This is a genomic window from Streptomyces sp. NPDC051172 (assembly GCF_040682555.1).
Taxonomy (GTDB): Bacteria; Actinomycetota; Actinomycetes; order Streptomycetales; family Streptomycetaceae; genus Streptomyces.
Genome location: NZ_JBFBBE010000009.1, coordinates 66,004 through 81,243, shown reverse-complemented (window position 1 = coordinate 81,243; position 15,240 = coordinate 66,004). Strand labels below are relative to the sequence as shown.

The window sequence follows — 15,240 nt, the reverse complement described above, 5'->3', positions numbered from 1 at the left end:
GACATGAACGACGCCAACAACAACGCCGACCACAACGACGACATCAACGACATCAACGACATTAAGGATCTGGGCGGCATCGACGGCATCGACGGCATCGACGAGGTGGCGTACGACCTGGTGGAGGAGGAACTCCGCAGGGCCGCGGCCATCCTGGACCCGGTGCCGGCCCAGCTGCGGCAGATCGCCGTCGAGGCCTTCGCCCTGCACGACCTCGACGCCCGCATCGCCGAGCTGACCTTCGACTCGGTGGTCGACGCCATCCCCGTCAGGGGAGCGACGGACGTGCCGCGGATGCTCACGTTCCACGCGGGCGGGGTGACCGTCGACGTCGAACTGACCGCACAGGGCCTGATGGGACAGGTGCTGCCGCCGCAGACGGCCGGCATCGAGGTGCTCAGCGGCCCCCAGGCCGGCTCGCCGCTGACCACCGACGACATGGGTCGCTTCACCTACGACGAGTCCCCTGCCGGTCCCTTCGCGCTACGGCTGCGGACCGGCGAGGGAGTGCTCGTCACGGACTGGGTGACGGTCTGACGCGGGACCCTGCCCTTACCAGCTGACGGGCAGGGTCTGCGGCCCGCGGATCATCGTCCTGCGGCGCCAGACGACCTGGTCGGCGGGGACCGCGAGGCGCAGGCCCGGCAGCCGTTCCAGCGCGGTGTCGACAAGCAGTTCGGTCTGCAGACGGGCGAGCACGGCGCCGGTGCAGTAGTGCGCGCCGTTGCCGAACGCCACATGCGGATTGGGGTCGCGGTCGGGGTCGATCCGGTCCGGGTCGGGGAAGACGTCCGGGTCGCGGTTGGCGGCAAGGTAGGAGACGTACACCGGGTCACCGGCGCTGATCCGGTGGCCGTGCAGCTCGACGTCCTCCAGGGCGATGCGGGCCAGACCGACCGAGGTGCGGTGCGGGATGTAGCGCAGCAGCTCGTCCAGCACCCGCCCGCGTGCCTGCGGCTGACGCATCCGCTCCCTCAACTCCGGCCGGGTGAGCAGCAGGAACAGCATCTGCCCGCAGTTGTGGGTGACGGCCTCGCCGCCGATCTGCAGCGGCCCGGCCAGGCCCACGGCCTCCTCCTCGCTGATCTCGCCGCGGCCCACGGCTGCACCGAGGAGCGCGTACACGTCCTCGTCCGTGCTGTGCGCCCGTGCCCGGATGGTGTCGGTGATCCACCCGTACATGCCGTTCTTGGCGCGGTCGGCGGCCTCGGACCCGCCGGAGGTGGAGATGATCTGCCGGGTCCAGGCATGCACCTGCTCCCGGTCCTCGGCGGGCACCCCCATCACCTCGCTGACCACGGTGATCGGGAAGGGTTCGAGGACCCGCTCGACGAGATCGGCCGGCGGCCCGTCACGCAGGACCCCGTCGAGCAGCTCGTCGAGGATCTGCTGCGCGCGGGGCCGCAGCCGCTTCATCGCACCCACGGTGAAGGCGCCGGCCACCGGTTTGCGCAGCCGGTTGTGGTCGGGCTGGTCGGCCCAGGCGAGCGAGCCCGGCCGGGGCGCGAAGTTGGGGGCGAGCCGGGTCACCTGACGGCGAGTGACCTCCGTGCGGCTGAACCGCGGATCGTTGGTGATCAGCTTCACGTCCTCGTAGCGGGTGGCCAGCCACGCCCAGCCCTCGCCGTGCGGCAGCCGGATGCGGGTGAGCGGGCCCTCGCGCATGAGGTCCGCGAGGACCGGGTCGAACTCCGTCCCGGTCAGGTCGTGCGCGGGCCACTCCCGTACCGGGGGCGGGACCTGCTCGGTCAGCGTGGTGGTCTCCTCGGTCATGCCCTCCACCCTCCCTGCGGTCCGGGCGCCTGTCGCGCGGGAGTGCTCCAGCCGGAGGGCGGGAGGCGTGCCTCAGCGGGTCATGGCGTCGACGAGCGCGGCCAGCGCCTGTGCCGGCCGGATCAGCCCGGGTCCGGCGGGCCCACCCGGCTCGGTCATGTACGTGTCCCGCCGGATCTCCACCATCAGGGCGCTCACCCGCGGGTCCTTCCCGTAGAACTCCAGTGGCACATACGTCCCGCTGAACGGGCTGTCCAGCCCTGTCTCCCCGCACCCCGCGAACGCCTCCCGCGCCGCTGCCAGCAGCTCGGGCGGTGTGTGGAAGGGGTCGGTGCCCAGGCAGACGGGCGGCCGCGGGCCCTCGCCGTGCAGCTCGTAGGGCAGCGGCGCGCTCGGGTAGGAGTGGACGTCGACGATCACGGCCCGCCCGGTCGCGGCCAGCCGGTCGGCCACCGCCTCCGTCATGGCCTGCGCATACGGCCGGAAGTACCGCTCGATCAGCGGCGCGGGGTCGGTGTCCTCGCCCCGCAGCGCCTGCCGGTGCGTGGTCCGCGTGTACACGGCGCCCATCCCGACGGCGAGCATCTCCTCCCGCTCGTCGGGAAAACGCTCCGGATCGACCACCAGCCGCGAGAGCCGGTTCACGAACCGCCAGGGAGCGACTTCTGCCAGCCCTGCCGCCGCCGCGGCGAGCTCCGAGGTGTGCGCGTCGGTGATGTGGTCCAACTCCCGCTCCAGCGCAGGCCCGTCCAGCACGATGCCCGCCCGCACCTCGGCCGGAATGTCCCGCGCCGAGTGCGGCACATGCAGGATGACGGGGGAGCCTGCCGCACCGGGCAGCAACGCGTAGGACGGTGACGGTACGGAGGAGTTCATCTGCGCCGCCCGCCGATTTCCCGGGCGTGGACCTCGACGTCCGCGTAGCGCTCCGCGGTGAGGACGGCACGGGCCTTGTCCGGGTCGGGAGCGCGCAGCAGCCCAGCGGTACCGAGCCGGGTGGCACCGTCGTCGGACAACAGCGGCCCGCCGCTCGCGCCACCGCGAAACTCCCACGTGGTGCGTCCCGGCAGCACACTCCCGGAAGGTGTCTCACGGTCGTCGGCGAACTCCACCAACTCCCCACAGCAGAACTCCATGGCCACAGCCTGCCAGCACCCGCCAGGAGACGCCGCGTGATATCCGTGCGCCCCGGGGGCTTACGGTGTGGACCGCCTTCGTTCGACGAGCACCGGTGGGGGGAGCAGCATGCGCATCACCAATCAGCAGGTCATCGAGCACGCCTTTCTGGAAGTGCTGTACGAGGACGACTACTTTCCCGATCAGGTGCTGGACCGCGGCAAGGCGATCCTGCTGAGTCTGTGCGAGCGCATCGAGGCCGAGCGGCCCGCAGACCTCGCCGCGCTCTATCACCTGACGCAGGCGGCCACGGAGGAGTTCAACGTCCTGGAGGCCGCGTTCGACGCGGCGGGCAGCGAGATCGAGACCGTGGCGCGGGAGGAGATCGGCGGCGACTTCTGGTTCATCGCCCAGGCCTACGGTTTCCAGGACGCGGACGCGGAGCAGCTGATCGCCCCCCGGGAGTGGTGAGCCGTCGGCGCTGCCGGTCCGGTACGGGGACCGGTTGGTCGGGAAGCTCGATGCCATAGCGGACCGCAAGGCCGGGGTACTGCGGGTCGGCGCCGTCGATGAGGACGTCCCGTTCACCCCGGCCATGGCGGCGGAGATCGGCCTGCCGTCAGCCGCCCCCGCTGACACCCGACGCCACGAATCGCCGGTGCAGCGGTGCGAACGTGGACTCCGGCTCGCCGGTGATGCCCGCCTCCTTCACGGCAGGTGCCGGCCGGCCGGCGAAGAACCGCTCGAAGTCGGACGTGGTACGCCGTTCGGGACACGGCTCCGCCCCGGCCGGGCAGTGTGCCGACCGGGGCGGAGTCAGGAACGGGCCGTCGAGGCCCGGTGCGTCAGCTCAGCGACGCCAGCGCCTCGTTCCAGGTGGCCGAGGGGCGCATGACCGCAGCGGCCTTGGCCGGGTCGGGCTGGTAGTAGCCGCCGATGTCGGCAGGCCGGCCCTGGACGGCGAGCAGCTCGTCGACGATCTTCTGCTCATTGGCGGTGAGCGTGTCGGCGAGCGGGGCGAAGACCTTCGCCAGGTCCGCGTCCTCGGTCTGCGCGGCCAGCTCCTGCGCCCAGTACAGGGACAGGTAGAAGTGGCTGCCGCGGTTGTCGATGCCGCCGACGCGACGGGTCGGGGACTTGTCCTCGTTGAGGAAGGTCGCCGTGGCGCGGTCGAGGGTGTCGGCCAGGACCTTGGCGCGGGTGTTGCCGGTGGCCGTGGCGTACTGCTCAAGGGACGGCACCAGCGCGAAGAACTCGCCCAGCGAGTCCCAGCGCAGGTAGTTCTCCTTGACCAGCTGCTGGACGTGCTTCGGCGCGGAGCCGCCGGCGCCCGTCTCGAACAGGCCGCCGCCCGCCATCAGCGGGACGACCGAGAGCATCTTGGCGCTGGTGCCCAGCTCCAGGATGGGGAAGAGGTCGGTGAGGTAGTCACGCAGCACGTTGCCGGTCACCGAGATGGTGTTCTCACCGCGGCGGATGCGCTCGATCGACAGCTTGGTCGCCTCGACCGGGGCGAGGATCCGGATGTCCAGGCCCTCGGTGTCGTGCTCCGGCAGGTACTGCTTGACCTTCTCGATGATCACGGCGTCGTGGCCGCGGGTCTCGTCCAGCCAGAACACCGCCGGGTCGCCGGTGGCGCGGGCCCGGGTGACGGCCAGCTTCACCCAGTCGCGGATCGGTGCGTCCTTGGTCTGGCAGGCGCGGAAGATGTCGCCGACCGCGACCGGCTGCTCCAGGACGACGTTGCCGGCCTGGTCGACCAGACGGACCGTGCCGGCCGTCTTGATCTCGAAGGTCTTGTCGTGGGAGCCGTACTCCTCGGCCTTCTGCGCCATCAGGCCGACGTTCGGCACCGAGCCCATGGTGGCGGGGTCGTAGGCGCCGTTGGCGCGGCAGTCGTCGATGACGGCCTGGTAGACGCCGGAGTAGGAGGAGTCCGGCAGCACCGCGAGGGTGTCGGCCTCCTGGCCGTCCGGGCCCCACATGTGGCCGGAGGTGCGGATCATCGCCGGCATCGAGGCGTCGACGATCACGTCGGACGGCACGTGCAGGTTGGTGATGCCCTTGTCGGAGTCGACCATCGCAAGCGCCGGGCCGTCGGCGAGCTCGGCGTCGAAGGAGGCCTTGATCTCGGCGCCCTCCGGCAGGGCCTCCAGGCCCTTGTAGATGCCGCCCAGACCGTCGTTCGGGGACAGGCCGGCCGCGGCGAGGGTCTCGCCGTACTTCGCGAAGGTCTTCGGGAAGAAGGCGCGCACCACGTGACCGAAGACGATCGGGTCGGAGACCTTCATCATCGTGGCCTTGAGGTGCACGGAGAACAGCACGCCCTCGGCCTTGGCGCGGGCGACCTGCGCGGCGAGGAACTCGTTGAGCGCGGCGGCGCGCATCACGGAGGCGTCGACGACCTCGCCCGCGAGCACCGGTACGGACTCGCGCAGCACCGTGGTGGTGCCGTCCTCGCCGAGCAGCTCGATGCGCAGCGCACCGGCCTCGGAGATCACCGTGGACTTCTCGGTGGAGCGGAAGTCGTTCTCGCCCATGGTCGCGACGTTGGTCTTGGACTCGGCGGTCCAGGCGCCCATGCGGTGCGGGTGGGTCTTGGCGTAGTTCTTGACCGAGGCGGGGGCGCGGCGGTCGGAGTTGCCCTCACGCAGCACCGGGTTCACGGCGGAGCCCTTGACCTTGTCGTAGCGGGCCTGGACGTCCCGCTCCTCGTCGGTCTTGGGGTCGTCCGGGTAGTTCGGCAGCGCGTAGCCCTGGCCCTGCAGCTCGGCGATCGCGGCCTTCAGCTGCGGGATCGAGGCCGAGATGTTCGGCAGCTTGATGATGTTGGCCTCGGGCGTCTTGGCCAGCTCGCCCAGCTCGTGGAGGGCGTCCGGGATCCGCTGGTCCTCGGTCAGGTACTCCGGGAACAGGGCGATGATGCGCCCGGCCAGCGAGATGTCACGGGTCTCCACAGCGACACCCGCCTGCGAGGCGTACGCCTGGACCACCGGCAGGAAGGAATACGTCGCCAGGGCCGGGGCCTCGTCAGTGTGCGTATAGAAGATGGTCGAGTCAGTCACCGGGTGCTCCGCTCCACGTCTGCAACATTGCTCGACATCAAGATATCTCCTGATCGAGGTCGGCTCGACAGGGGTCCGGCCACACGTCCCACACTCCGGAACCGATCTGCGCTACCGCCGTGCAACCAAAGCGGCCGATCCAGGGTCCTGGAAGGAGATCGTGCATCTGATCGTCGACGGCCGGAGCTGACCTCCCGGCCGCCAGAGCGAAAGCTGACCATGAGATATCGCAGCAGAGTGACGGCCCCCGCGGCCGCCCTGATCGGCACGGCCGCGGCACTGACCGTGGGGGGTACGGCGTCCGCCGCACCGAACGGCAGGCGCACGCCGAAGGACGACGGCACGCCGGGCCCCGAGACTCTCGGCGACTCCGTCTTCCCGACCCTCGGCAACGACGGCTACCGCGCCTTGGCCTACCACCTCGACTTCTCCTACGACTCGACGACCAAGCTCGTCGACGCCACCGCCGTCCTGAGGATCAGCACCACCCAGGCACTCAGCCGCTTCTCCCTGGACGCCCTCGGCCTGGACATACGCTCCGTCCGCGTCGGCGGCCGCACCGCCGCCTTCGAGCAGGCTGACGAGAAGCTGCGGATCACGCCCGACCGCCCGCTGCCCGCCGCGGCCCGGACGACGGTGTGCATCGAGTACGGCGCGGACCCGAGCCGCACCCTCGCGCACACCGCCTGGGTCGTCACGCCGGACGGCTTCGCGATCTGCCCGCAGCCGAACTCGGCGCACACCGTCTTCCCGTGCAACGACCACCCGTCGGACAAGGCGGAATTCACCTTCCGCGTCACCGTCCCGGCAGGCCTGCGGGGCGTCGCGAACGGACTGCTCACCGGCACCGAGACCCTCGCCGACGGCCGCACCGCGTACTCGTACCGCTCCCGCGAGCCGATGGCCACCGAACTGGTGCAGATCACCGTCGGCGACTACGTCGTCAAGGACCGGCAGGGCCCGCACGGGCTGCCGCTGCGCGACGTCGTGCCGACCGCCCGGGCCGCCGCCCTGGAACCGGCGCTGGCGCTCACGCCCGGGCTGGTCGACTGGCTGGAGCAGCGGCTCGGGGCGTTCCCGTTCGAGACGTACGGGCTGCTCCCCTGCAACTCCGACAACCCGAACGCCTTCGACTTCACCGGCCTGGAGACCCAGACCCTCACCCTGTACAAGCCGAACTTCCTGCTCCAGGAGGAGAAGAAGATCGGCTCGCACATGATGCACGAGCTGGTCCACTCCTGGTTCGGCAACCTCGTCAGCCCCGCCAACTGGGCCGATCTGTGGCTGAACGAGGGTCACGCCGACTACTACGGACTGCTGTACCGCTACGAGCGCGGCTGGACCGACTCGCTCGGCTACAGCACGTTCGAGGACCGTATGAAGTACACCTACGGCGTCGGCGACCAGTGGCGCCACGACTCGGGGCCGGTCGCGGCCCCGAACGCGGTGAACCTCTTCGACAGCCAGCGCTACACGGGCGGCGTGCTGGTCCTGTACGCGCTGCGCCAGGTCGTCGGCGAGGACGTCTTCCACGCCATCGAGCGGTGCTTCCTGGACCGGTACCGGGGTTCCTCGGTGACGACGGACGACTACATCGCCGTCGCTTCGGAGGTCTCCGGGCAGGATCTGTCCGGATTCCTCAAGGACTGGCTCTACGGTACGAAGACGCCGCGGATGCCCGGCCACCCGGACTGGACGGTCAAGCCGGTGAGCTCGGCGCTCGCCTCCCCGCACAGCCGCCGGGGCGGGCACTGGCACGAGAACTCCGCGACGCTCTGACCTCGTTGACCCTTGAGGGGCTCAGTCGAGGCGGGCGGCGGACACCTCGCCCGCCTCGACGACCGTCCCCTGTGGGCCGCGCTGCTGCGGGATGGTCACGGACCCCTGCTGCAGCGCCACCGTCCGCGCCGGCGCCGGGATGCGGATGCCCTCTTGGCGGTAGCGCTTGTGCAGCGCCTTGATGAACTCGTGCTTGATCCGGAACTGGTCGCTGAACTCGCCCACGCCCAGGATGACCGTGAAACCGATCCTGGAGTCGCCGAAGGTGTGGAAGCGGATCGCCGGCTCGTGCTCCGGGACCGCACCGGCGACCTGGGTCATCACCTCGGCGATGACCTCCAGGGTCACGCGCTCCACCTGCTCCAGGTCGCTGTCGTAGGCGACTCCGACCTGGACCAGGACGGTCAGCCGCTGCTCGGGCCGCATGAAGTTGGTCATGTTCGTCTTCGCGAGCTGCCCGTTGGGGATGACGACCAGGTTGTTGGAGAGCGCGCGCACGGTCGTCTGACGCCAGTTGATGTCCTCGACGTAGCCTTCCTCGCCGCTGCTCAGCCGGATGTAGTCACCGGGCTGCACGGTCTTCGAGGCCAGGATGTGGATGCCCGCGAAGAGGTTGGCGAGGGTGTCCTGCAGTGCCAGCGCGACGGCCAGACCGCCCACGCCCAGGGCGGTGAGCATCGGGGCGATCGAGATGCCCAGCGTCTGCAGGACCACCAGGAAGCCGATCGCCAGGACCAGCACCCGGGTGATGTTCACGAAGATCGTGGCGGATCCGGCGACCCCGGAGCGGGAGGTGGTGACCGCCCGCACCAGACCGGCGATCACCCGGGCCGCCGACACCGTGACGACGAAGATGAGCACCACCGTCAGCACCTGGTTGACGTGGTTCTGGACCGTCCTGGTCAGCGGCAGCGCCGCTCCCGCAGAGGCCGCACCGCCCACGACCGCCGCCCACGGCACCACCGTGCGCAGGGCGTCGACGATGACGTCGTCGCCGCTCCAGCGGGTGCGGTCGGCGTGCTTGCCCAGCCAGCGCAGCAGCATGCGCAGCAGGAACGCGGCCAACAGGCCCGCCGCCAGCGCGACTGATGCTATGACCAGGTCGTCCACGGTGAGGGCTCGGTTCACGGGCTACCTCCAAGGTCGGGATGTGCGGCCGCTCATCCTGCCCTATTCCGCACAGGAGTTCGTACCTGGTGGCCGACGGGACGGTGCGGTTTCGGACGACGTCCTACGCCGGTTCCGCCTGGCCGCGCTCGCAGCCGTACGCGGTTCACACGTCGGTGAACGACCCGCCCCGTCCGGCTCCGGCCGCGAACCGTGCCGCCCCTTCCAAACCCTCTGCCAACGCCCCCATCCCGTACCGGAGTTCGCCCCCCATCGCCGCAGACTCGTCCAACCCGTCCTGCTCCAGCACCGAAGCCCGGTCGCCGCGCAGACAGGCCTGCGGGAAGCGGGCGATCTCGGCGGCCAGTGTCTCCGCCGCGGTGCGGGCCGTGCCGGTGGGGACGAGGCGGTTGGCGAGGCCCATCTCGTAGGCCTCGCGTGCCGGTACCGCCCGCCCGGTGAGGATCATGTCCAGGGCGCGACTCTGCCCGATCAGCCGGGGCAGCCGTACCGTGCCGCCGTCGATGAGCGGGACGCCCCAGCGGCGGCAGAACACGCCGAATACGGCGTCCTCCTCGGCGACCCGCAGATCGCACCAGAGCGCCAGCTCGAGCCCGCCCGCCACGGCATGCCCCGCGATCGCGGCGATCACCGGCTTGGACAGCCGAAGCCGCGTCGGCCCCATCGGGCCGTCGCCGTCCTCCGCGACCCGGTTGCCGCGGTCGGTGCCGAGCGCCTTGAGGTCGGCGCCCGCGCAGAACGTGCCGCCCTCGCCCCACAGCACCGCCACCCGCGCCTCTTCGTCCCCCTCGAACTCCCGGAAGGCGGCGACGAGTTCGGCGGCCGTAGGACCGTCCACCGCGTTGCGGACCTCGGGGCGGGAGAGGACGACGGTGGTGACGTGTCCCTGGCGTTCGGTACGGACCGGCATGCTGGGGCCCCTTTCTCCGACAGTGCCGGTGCGGGCGGCGACCGGCGGGGCGATCGTGGAACGGCTGTGCGAGGCTGGATCACCGTACAGAGGGAGTGTTGCTGATGGCAGCTGCACATGCGGGCGCGCCGCCGGTCGCCGTCGTGACCGGCGCCAACCGTGGCATCGGATACGAGGTCGTACGGCAGCTCGCCGCCCGCGGCCACCACGTGGTGCTCGGCTCCCGTGACCTCGCGAAGGGGCGCACTGCCGCCGCGCGCATCGACCCGGGCGGCGAGCGGGTGAGCGCAGTGCAGCTCGACGTCTCCGACGCGGCGAGCGTGGCCGCCATGACCGACTGGGTGAGCGGGAACCCGGGGCGCGTGGACGTGGTCGTCAACAACGCGGCGATCCTGTACGACACCTGGGCGCAGGCCCGGTCGGCCGATCTCGGTGAGGTGCAACGGGCCCTGGACACGAATCTGTTCGGAGCCTGGCGGGTCACTCAGGCGCTGCTGCCGCTGCTGGAGCGCAGTCCGCATCCGCGGGTGGTGATGGTCAGCAGCGAGGGCGGCTCGCTGCAGTCGATGAGCGGCGGCACCCCTGCCTACAGCGTCTCCAAGGCCGCGCTCAATGCTCTGACGTGCCTACTGGCCGGTGAGTTGCGTCGGCAGCGCATCCTCGTCAACGCCATCTGTCCCGGTTGGGTAGCCACCGACATGGGCGGCCATGGCGGGCGTCCCGTCGCCGAAGGTGCCGCCGGGATCGTGTGGGCGGCCACGCTGCCCGACAACGGGCCGACCGGGGGGTTCTTCCGGGACGGGAAACCGATTCCCTGGTGAGGCTCGGGAGCCGGCTCAGATCACCTTCAGGCGGACCAGCGCGCCCAGGGTCAGTGCGCCCGGCAGCAGCGGCAGCCACACCGTGATGATCCGGTAGGCGAGCACGACCGCGGTCGCCACGGCCGCCGGGCCGCCCGCGGCCACCAGGGCCACGACCAGCGCCGCCTCCACCGAGCCGAGCCCGCCCGGCGTCGGCACCAACGCGACCGCGACCGTCGCCGCCAGATAGGCGACCGCCATGTGCACGGGCGGCACCGGCAGCCCGAGCGACAGCCCGACCAGGACCAGCCCGGCCGCCTGCAGCGCGGGGAAGGCGAGCGAACCGCCCCACAGCGCGAGCGCCCGGGACGGGCGGGTGTGCACCGAGCGCAGTTCGCACAGCGCCGTGCGCAGGAAGGACAGCGCGGCCGTCCGCACCCGGCGGACGAGCAGCAGGAACCCCACGGCCAGGACCGCGACCGCGCCGACTGTGAACAGCAGCGGACCCACGGAGCGGTGGGGCAGCAGATTGTCGAACTGCAGCGCATCGGGGAAGACGAGCAGCAGCGCGATCAAGAGGCCCAGCCGGGTGACCGACTCCGCCAGCAGGTACAGGGCGAGCGCCGCCGAGGAGCGGGCGAGCGGGATGCCGCACACGGTCATGAACCGCAGGTTGACCGCGCCCGCGCCGAGGCCGGTCGGCAGCAGGTGGTTGGCCGAGCCCGCCGCGAACTGGGTGGCGAGCAGTCGCCGTCTGGGCAGCCGGTCGACGACCGCGCCCTGCCGGGTGAAGGCGGCCGCCACCCAGGTCAGGCAGGTAGCGCCGGCCGCAGCCAGCAGCCAGGGCCACTCGGCGGCCCGCAGATGACCGAAGCCCTCGACGAGGACCGAGCGGTGCTGAACGGCCACGACGGACACGAGCAGCAGCGGCAGCAGGCACAGGATCTGCCGGAGCACGCGGGCCGGGACGCGTCGGGGGAATCGTCCTGGGGGGAGTGGCCCTTGGGGAAGGTGTACCGCAGTCACATCGGGAGAGGGTTTCCAGGCCGTGCCAACGGCGGGTTGCGGAAGCGGGGACAGCGGCTGAAGCGGGGGCAGCGGCTTGCGTACGGTCATCGGGTCCTTCGCCGGAGACGTCGGGAAAACATTGACCTCAACGACGCTTGAGGTCTTACGGTCTCCCTCATGAGCATGGAGACCACAGCCTGGATGCAGCTGCACAGTGTCATGAACGCCGAGCAGGAGCGGCGCCCCCTGGCGCGCGACACGCTGCGTCGCATCGCCGCCTTCGCCCGCCCGCACCGCGCCCGCATGGCGCAGTTCGTGCTGCTCGGGGTGGTGACCGCGCTGCTCGCCGTCGCGACCCCCGTACTGGCCGGGCGCGTCGTGAACGCGATCGTGTCGGGTCGCGACGAGGGCACGGTCGTACGCCTGGCCCTGCTCATCGCGCTCATCGCGGTCGCGGAGGCGGCCCTCGGCATCCTCGGCAGGAGGCTTTCGGCGACGCTCGGGGAGGGACTCATCCTCGATCTGCGCACGGCTGTGTTCGATCATGTGCAGCGGATGCCGGTCGCGTTCTTCACACGCACACGTACGGGAGCACTGGTCTCCCGTCTCAACAACGACGTGATCGGTGCGCAGCGTGCGTTCAGCAACACCCTGTCCGGAGTGGTCAGCAACCTGGTCACCCTGCTGCTCACCCTCGCCGTCATGCTGACGCTGTCCTGGCAGATCACGCTGCTCGCGCTGGTGCTGCTGCCGGCGTTCGTGATCCCCGCCCGCCGCATGGGCAGCCGCATGGCCCGTATGCAGCGGGAGGCGGCCACCCTCAACGCGGCGATGGGCACCCGGATGACCGAGCGGTTCTCCGCTCCGGGGGCCACGCTCGTCAAGCTCTTCGGGCGGCCGGAGGAGGAGTCGGTGGAGTTCGCGGCCCGCGCCCGCCGGGTCGCGGAGATCGGCGTACGCACCGCGACGGCCCAGTCGGTGTTCATCACCGCACTGACCCTGGTCTCCTCCCTGGCCCTCGCCCTGGTCTACGGCCTCGGCGGCTGGTTCGCGCTGCGCGGCAGCCTGGAGCCGGGCGCGGTGGTGTCGCTGGCGCTGCTGCTGACCCGTATGTACGCGCCGCTCACCTCGCTCGCCGGGGCGCGCGTCGAGGTGATGAGCGCCCTGGTCAGCTTCGAGCGGGTCTTCGAGGTGCTCGACCTCAAGCCCCTCATCGAGGAGAAGCCCGACGCGCACACCGTGCCGGACGGCCCGGTCTCCGTCGAGTTCGACGACGTCCGCTTCGCCTACCCGTCCGCCGACAAGGTCTCCCTGGCCTCCCTGGAGGAGGTGGCGAGCCTGGACACCCGGGGCGGCGCCGAGGTCCTGCACGGCATCTCCTTCCGCGCCGAACCCGGCCAGACGGTCGCACTCGTCGGTTCGTCCGGTGCGGGCAAGTCGACGATCGCCGCACTGCTTCCGCGCCTCTACGACGTCGACGGGGGCGCCGTACGCGTCGGCGGCAGCGATGTCCGTGACCTGACCGCCGCGTCCCTGCGCGCCACCCTCGGCATGGTCACCCAGGACGGCCACCTCTTCCACGACACGGTCCGCGCCAACCTTCTGCTGGCCGCCCCCACCGCCACCGAAGCCGAACTGTGGGACGCCCTGCGCCGCTCCCGTCTCGACGATCTCGTACGGTCCCTGCCCGACGGTCTCGACACAGTTGTCGGCGAGCGCGGCTACCGTCTCTCCGGCGGCGAACGCCAGCGCATGACCATCGCCCGGCTGCTGCTGGCCCGCCAGCGCGTGGTCATCCTCGACGAGGCCACCGCCCACCTCGACAACACCTCGGAGGCCGCCGTACAGGAGGCGCTGGCCGAGGCGCTGGAGGGCCGCACCGCCGTCGTGATCGCCCACCGGCTGTCCACGGTGCGGGCGGCGGACGTGATCCTGGTGGTCGAGGGCGGGCTGATCGTGGAGCGGGGAACGCACGAGGAACTGCTGGTGGCCGGCGGGCGGTATGCGGAGCTGTACCGGACGCAGTTCGAGGAGCGGGCGGCGGAGGCGACCGGGATCGCCGCCGGGGAGGCCGTGGCGTAGGAGACGCGTCGACCCCGAGGGGCGGTGTTGCCACCCCTCGGGGTTCCGTTGTCTCACCGGATCAGTGCGTCGGTCCTACGGGACCAGCGCGTCCCGCTTCCTGCCCACCCGCTCGCGGACCAGAGCGAAGACCACCACGCCGAGCGCCACCAGGGTGGACAGGACCACCTGGTCGCGTCCGCCGCCGTCGGCCGTGTCGGTGAGCATGTAGCCGAGGACGAAGGTGATCAGGGCGATGGTGGCCCAGGTCAGGTAGGGGTAGAGCCACATCCTGACGACGAGCTTCTCCGGCGTCTCCCGTTCGATGATCCTGCGCATCCGCAGTTGCGAGAAGCAGATCACCAGCCACACGAACAGGGCGATCGCACCGGAGGAGTTGAGCAGGAACTGGAAGACCGTGTCCGGCCACAGGTAGTTGAAGGCGACCGCGACGAAGCCGAAGACCACCGAGGCCAGGATGGCCGCCTGCGGCACACCGCGCTGCGTGGTGCGCCCGAAGGAGGCGGGCGCGTCACTGCGCCGGGCCAGCGAGAACGCCATGCGCGAGGCGGTGTACAGACCGGAGTTGAGACAGGACAGCACCGAGGTCAGCACGATGGCGTTCATGATCTGGCTCGCGTGCGGGATGCCGATGGAGCTCAGCGCGGCGACGTAGGAGCCGTCCTTGAGGATGGCCGGGTCGTCCCAGCGCAGCAGCGACACCACGATCAGGATCGAGCCCAGGTAGAACACGGCGATACGCCAGATCACGCTGTTGGTCGCCTTGGTGACCGCGCCCTGCGGGTCGGCGGACTCGCCGGCCGCGAGCGTGACGATCTCGCTGCCCATGAAGGAGAAGACCACCATCAGCACGCCGGTGAGGATCGCCCCTGGCCCGTGCGGCAGGAAGCCGCCGTGGCCGGTCAGGTTGGAGAAGCCGGACGCCGGGTGGTCGGAGCCGGGCAGCAGGCCGAAGATGGCGAGACCGCCCACCACGATGAACGCGGCGATGGCGACCACCTTGATGCCCGCGAACCAGAACTCGAACTCGCCGTAGGAGCTGACCGAGGCCAGGTTGGAGGCGGTCAGCACGACCATGACGATCAGCGCCCAGCCCCACTGCGGGACCGCCGGTATCCAGCCGGCCAGGATCTTCGCGCCCGCGGTCGCCTCGACGGCGAGCACCACGACCCAGAAGAACCAGTAAAGCCAGCCGATGGTGAACCCGGCCCAGCGGCCCAGCGCCCGGTCGGCGTACGCGGAGAACGAGCCCGAGGTGGGGTTGGCCGCGGCCATCTCGCCCAGCATCCGCATGACGAGGACGACGAGGACGCCGACGAGGGCGTAGGAGATGAGGATTCCGGGGCCCGCGGCGGCGATGCCGGAGCCGGAGCCGACGAACAGGCCGGCGCCGATGACGCCGCCGATGGCGATCATCGACAGATGGCGGTTCTTCAGGCCGGCCTTGAGGCCGGGCTCGGCGGGCGGACTCTGGGTGAGCGTTGAGGTCATCACACATCCATGAGGGGAGCGGGGACGGTGACCGGGAAATTAGTTCAGTACGATCCAAAAGAACAGTCTTGTTTAACTGTTCACCATG

Annotated in this window: 13 protein-coding genes; 5 read left to right on the top strand and 8 right to left on the bottom strand. The window is 70.7% G+C overall.

Features of this window, described 5'->3' with window-relative positions; translation table 11 throughout:
• Window positions 1-3 precede the first annotated feature (3 nt).
• Complete coding sequence (locus AB0N07_RS07575) at window positions 4-537, top strand: hypothetical protein (protein WP_365833242.1); 534 nt, start codon at window positions 4-6, stop codon at window positions 535-537.
• Window positions 538-552: 15 nt separating this feature from the next.
• Here AB0N07_RS07575 and AB0N07_RS07570 read toward each other — a convergent pair whose 3' ends face one another.
• The 3 genes from AB0N07_RS07570 to AB0N07_RS07560 all read right to left on the bottom strand — a co-directional run bounded on the left by AB0N07_RS07570 (window position 553) and on the right by AB0N07_RS07560 (window position 2,909).
• Complete coding sequence (locus tag AB0N07_RS07570) at window positions 553-1,773, bottom strand: cytochrome P450 (RefSeq protein WP_365833105.1); 1,221 nt, start codon at window positions 1,771-1,773, stop codon at window positions 553-555.
• 72 nt (window positions 1,774-1,845) lie between these two features.
• A complete protein-coding gene (locus AB0N07_RS07565; RefSeq protein WP_365833103.1) occupies window positions 1,846-2,649 on the bottom strand; it encodes an N-formylglutamate amidohydrolase in 804 nt (267 codons plus the stop codon).
• Window positions 2,646-2,909 (bottom strand): hypothetical protein, encoded by a 264-nt coding sequence (locus AB0N07_RS07560; protein WP_365833250.1) that lies wholly within the window; start codon window positions 2,907-2,909, stop codon window positions 2,646-2,648. Before AB0N07_RS07560 ends, AB0N07_RS07565 begins: the two co-directional genes overlap by 4 nt.
• Before the next feature lie 109 nt (window positions 2,910-3,018).
• Here AB0N07_RS07560 and AB0N07_RS07555 point away from each other — a divergent pair, with 109 nt between their 5' ends.
• Window positions 3,019-3,360, top strand: coding sequence for a DUF5713 family protein (locus AB0N07_RS07555; RefSeq protein ID WP_365833101.1), 342 nt, complete (start codon window positions 3,019-3,021; stop codon window positions 3,358-3,360).
• A gap of 374 nt (window positions 3,361-3,734) precedes the next feature.
• Here the strand turns inward: AB0N07_RS07555 and AB0N07_RS07550 are convergent, their stop codons facing one another.
• Window positions 3,735-5,954, bottom strand: a complete 2,220-nt coding sequence (locus tag AB0N07_RS07550) for an NADP-dependent isocitrate dehydrogenase (protein ID WP_365833099.1) — start codon at window positions 5,952-5,954, stop codon at window positions 3,735-3,737.
• Window positions 5,955-6,173: 219 nt separating this feature from the next.
• On the opposite strand from AB0N07_RS07550, the gene AB0N07_RS07545 reads away from it, so the two are divergent.
• Window positions 6,174-7,733 carry a M1 family metallopeptidase gene (locus AB0N07_RS07545; RefSeq protein WP_365833097.1) on the top strand — a complete coding sequence of 520 codons (1,560 nt, stop codon included), beginning with the start codon at window positions 6,174-6,176 and terminating at the stop codon, window positions 7,731-7,733.
• Between the two features lie 21 nt (window positions 7,734-7,754).
• Here AB0N07_RS07545 and AB0N07_RS07540 read toward each other — a convergent pair whose 3' ends face one another.
• Window positions 7,755-8,861 carry a mechanosensitive ion channel family protein gene (locus AB0N07_RS07540; protein ID WP_365833095.1) on the bottom strand — a complete coding sequence of 369 codons (1,107 nt, stop codon included), beginning with the start codon at window positions 8,859-8,861 and terminating at the stop codon, window positions 7,755-7,757.
• A gap of 145 nt (window positions 8,862-9,006) precedes the next feature.
• Window positions 9,007-9,771: a crotonase/enoyl-CoA hydratase family protein gene (locus AB0N07_RS07535; RefSeq protein WP_365833093.1), complete on the bottom strand. Its 765-nt coding sequence runs from the start codon at window positions 9,769-9,771 to the stop codon at window positions 9,007-9,009.
• Window positions 9,772-9,875: 104 nt separating this feature from the next.
• Here AB0N07_RS07535 and AB0N07_RS07530 point away from each other — a divergent pair, with 104 nt between their 5' ends.
• A complete protein-coding gene (locus tag AB0N07_RS07530; RefSeq protein ID WP_365833091.1) occupies window positions 9,876-10,592 on the top strand; it encodes an SDR family oxidoreductase in 717 nt (238 codons plus the stop codon).
• Between the two features lie 15 nt (window positions 10,593-10,607).
• Here the strand turns inward: AB0N07_RS07530 and AB0N07_RS07525 are convergent, their stop codons facing one another.
• Window positions 10,608-11,597 carry a lysylphosphatidylglycerol synthase transmembrane domain-containing protein gene (locus tag AB0N07_RS07525; protein ID WP_365833089.1) on the bottom strand — a complete coding sequence of 330 codons (990 nt, stop codon included), beginning with the start codon at window positions 11,595-11,597 and terminating at the stop codon, window positions 10,608-10,610.
• 165 nt (window positions 11,598-11,762) lie between these two features.
• Between AB0N07_RS07525 and AB0N07_RS07520 the strand changes: the two genes are divergently transcribed.
• Window positions 11,763-13,661, top strand: coding sequence for an ABC transporter ATP-binding protein (locus tag AB0N07_RS07520; RefSeq protein WP_365833239.1), 1,899 nt, complete (start codon window positions 11,763-11,765; stop codon window positions 13,659-13,661).
• A 75-nt stretch (window positions 13,662-13,736) separates the two neighbouring features.
• On the opposite strand, the gene AB0N07_RS07515 is transcribed toward AB0N07_RS07520, so the two are convergent.
• Window positions 13,737-15,152: an amino acid permease gene (locus AB0N07_RS07515; RefSeq protein ID WP_365833086.1), complete on the bottom strand. Its 1,416-nt coding sequence runs from the start codon at window positions 15,150-15,152 to the stop codon at window positions 13,737-13,739.
• Window positions 15,153-15,240 lie beyond the last annotated feature (88 nt).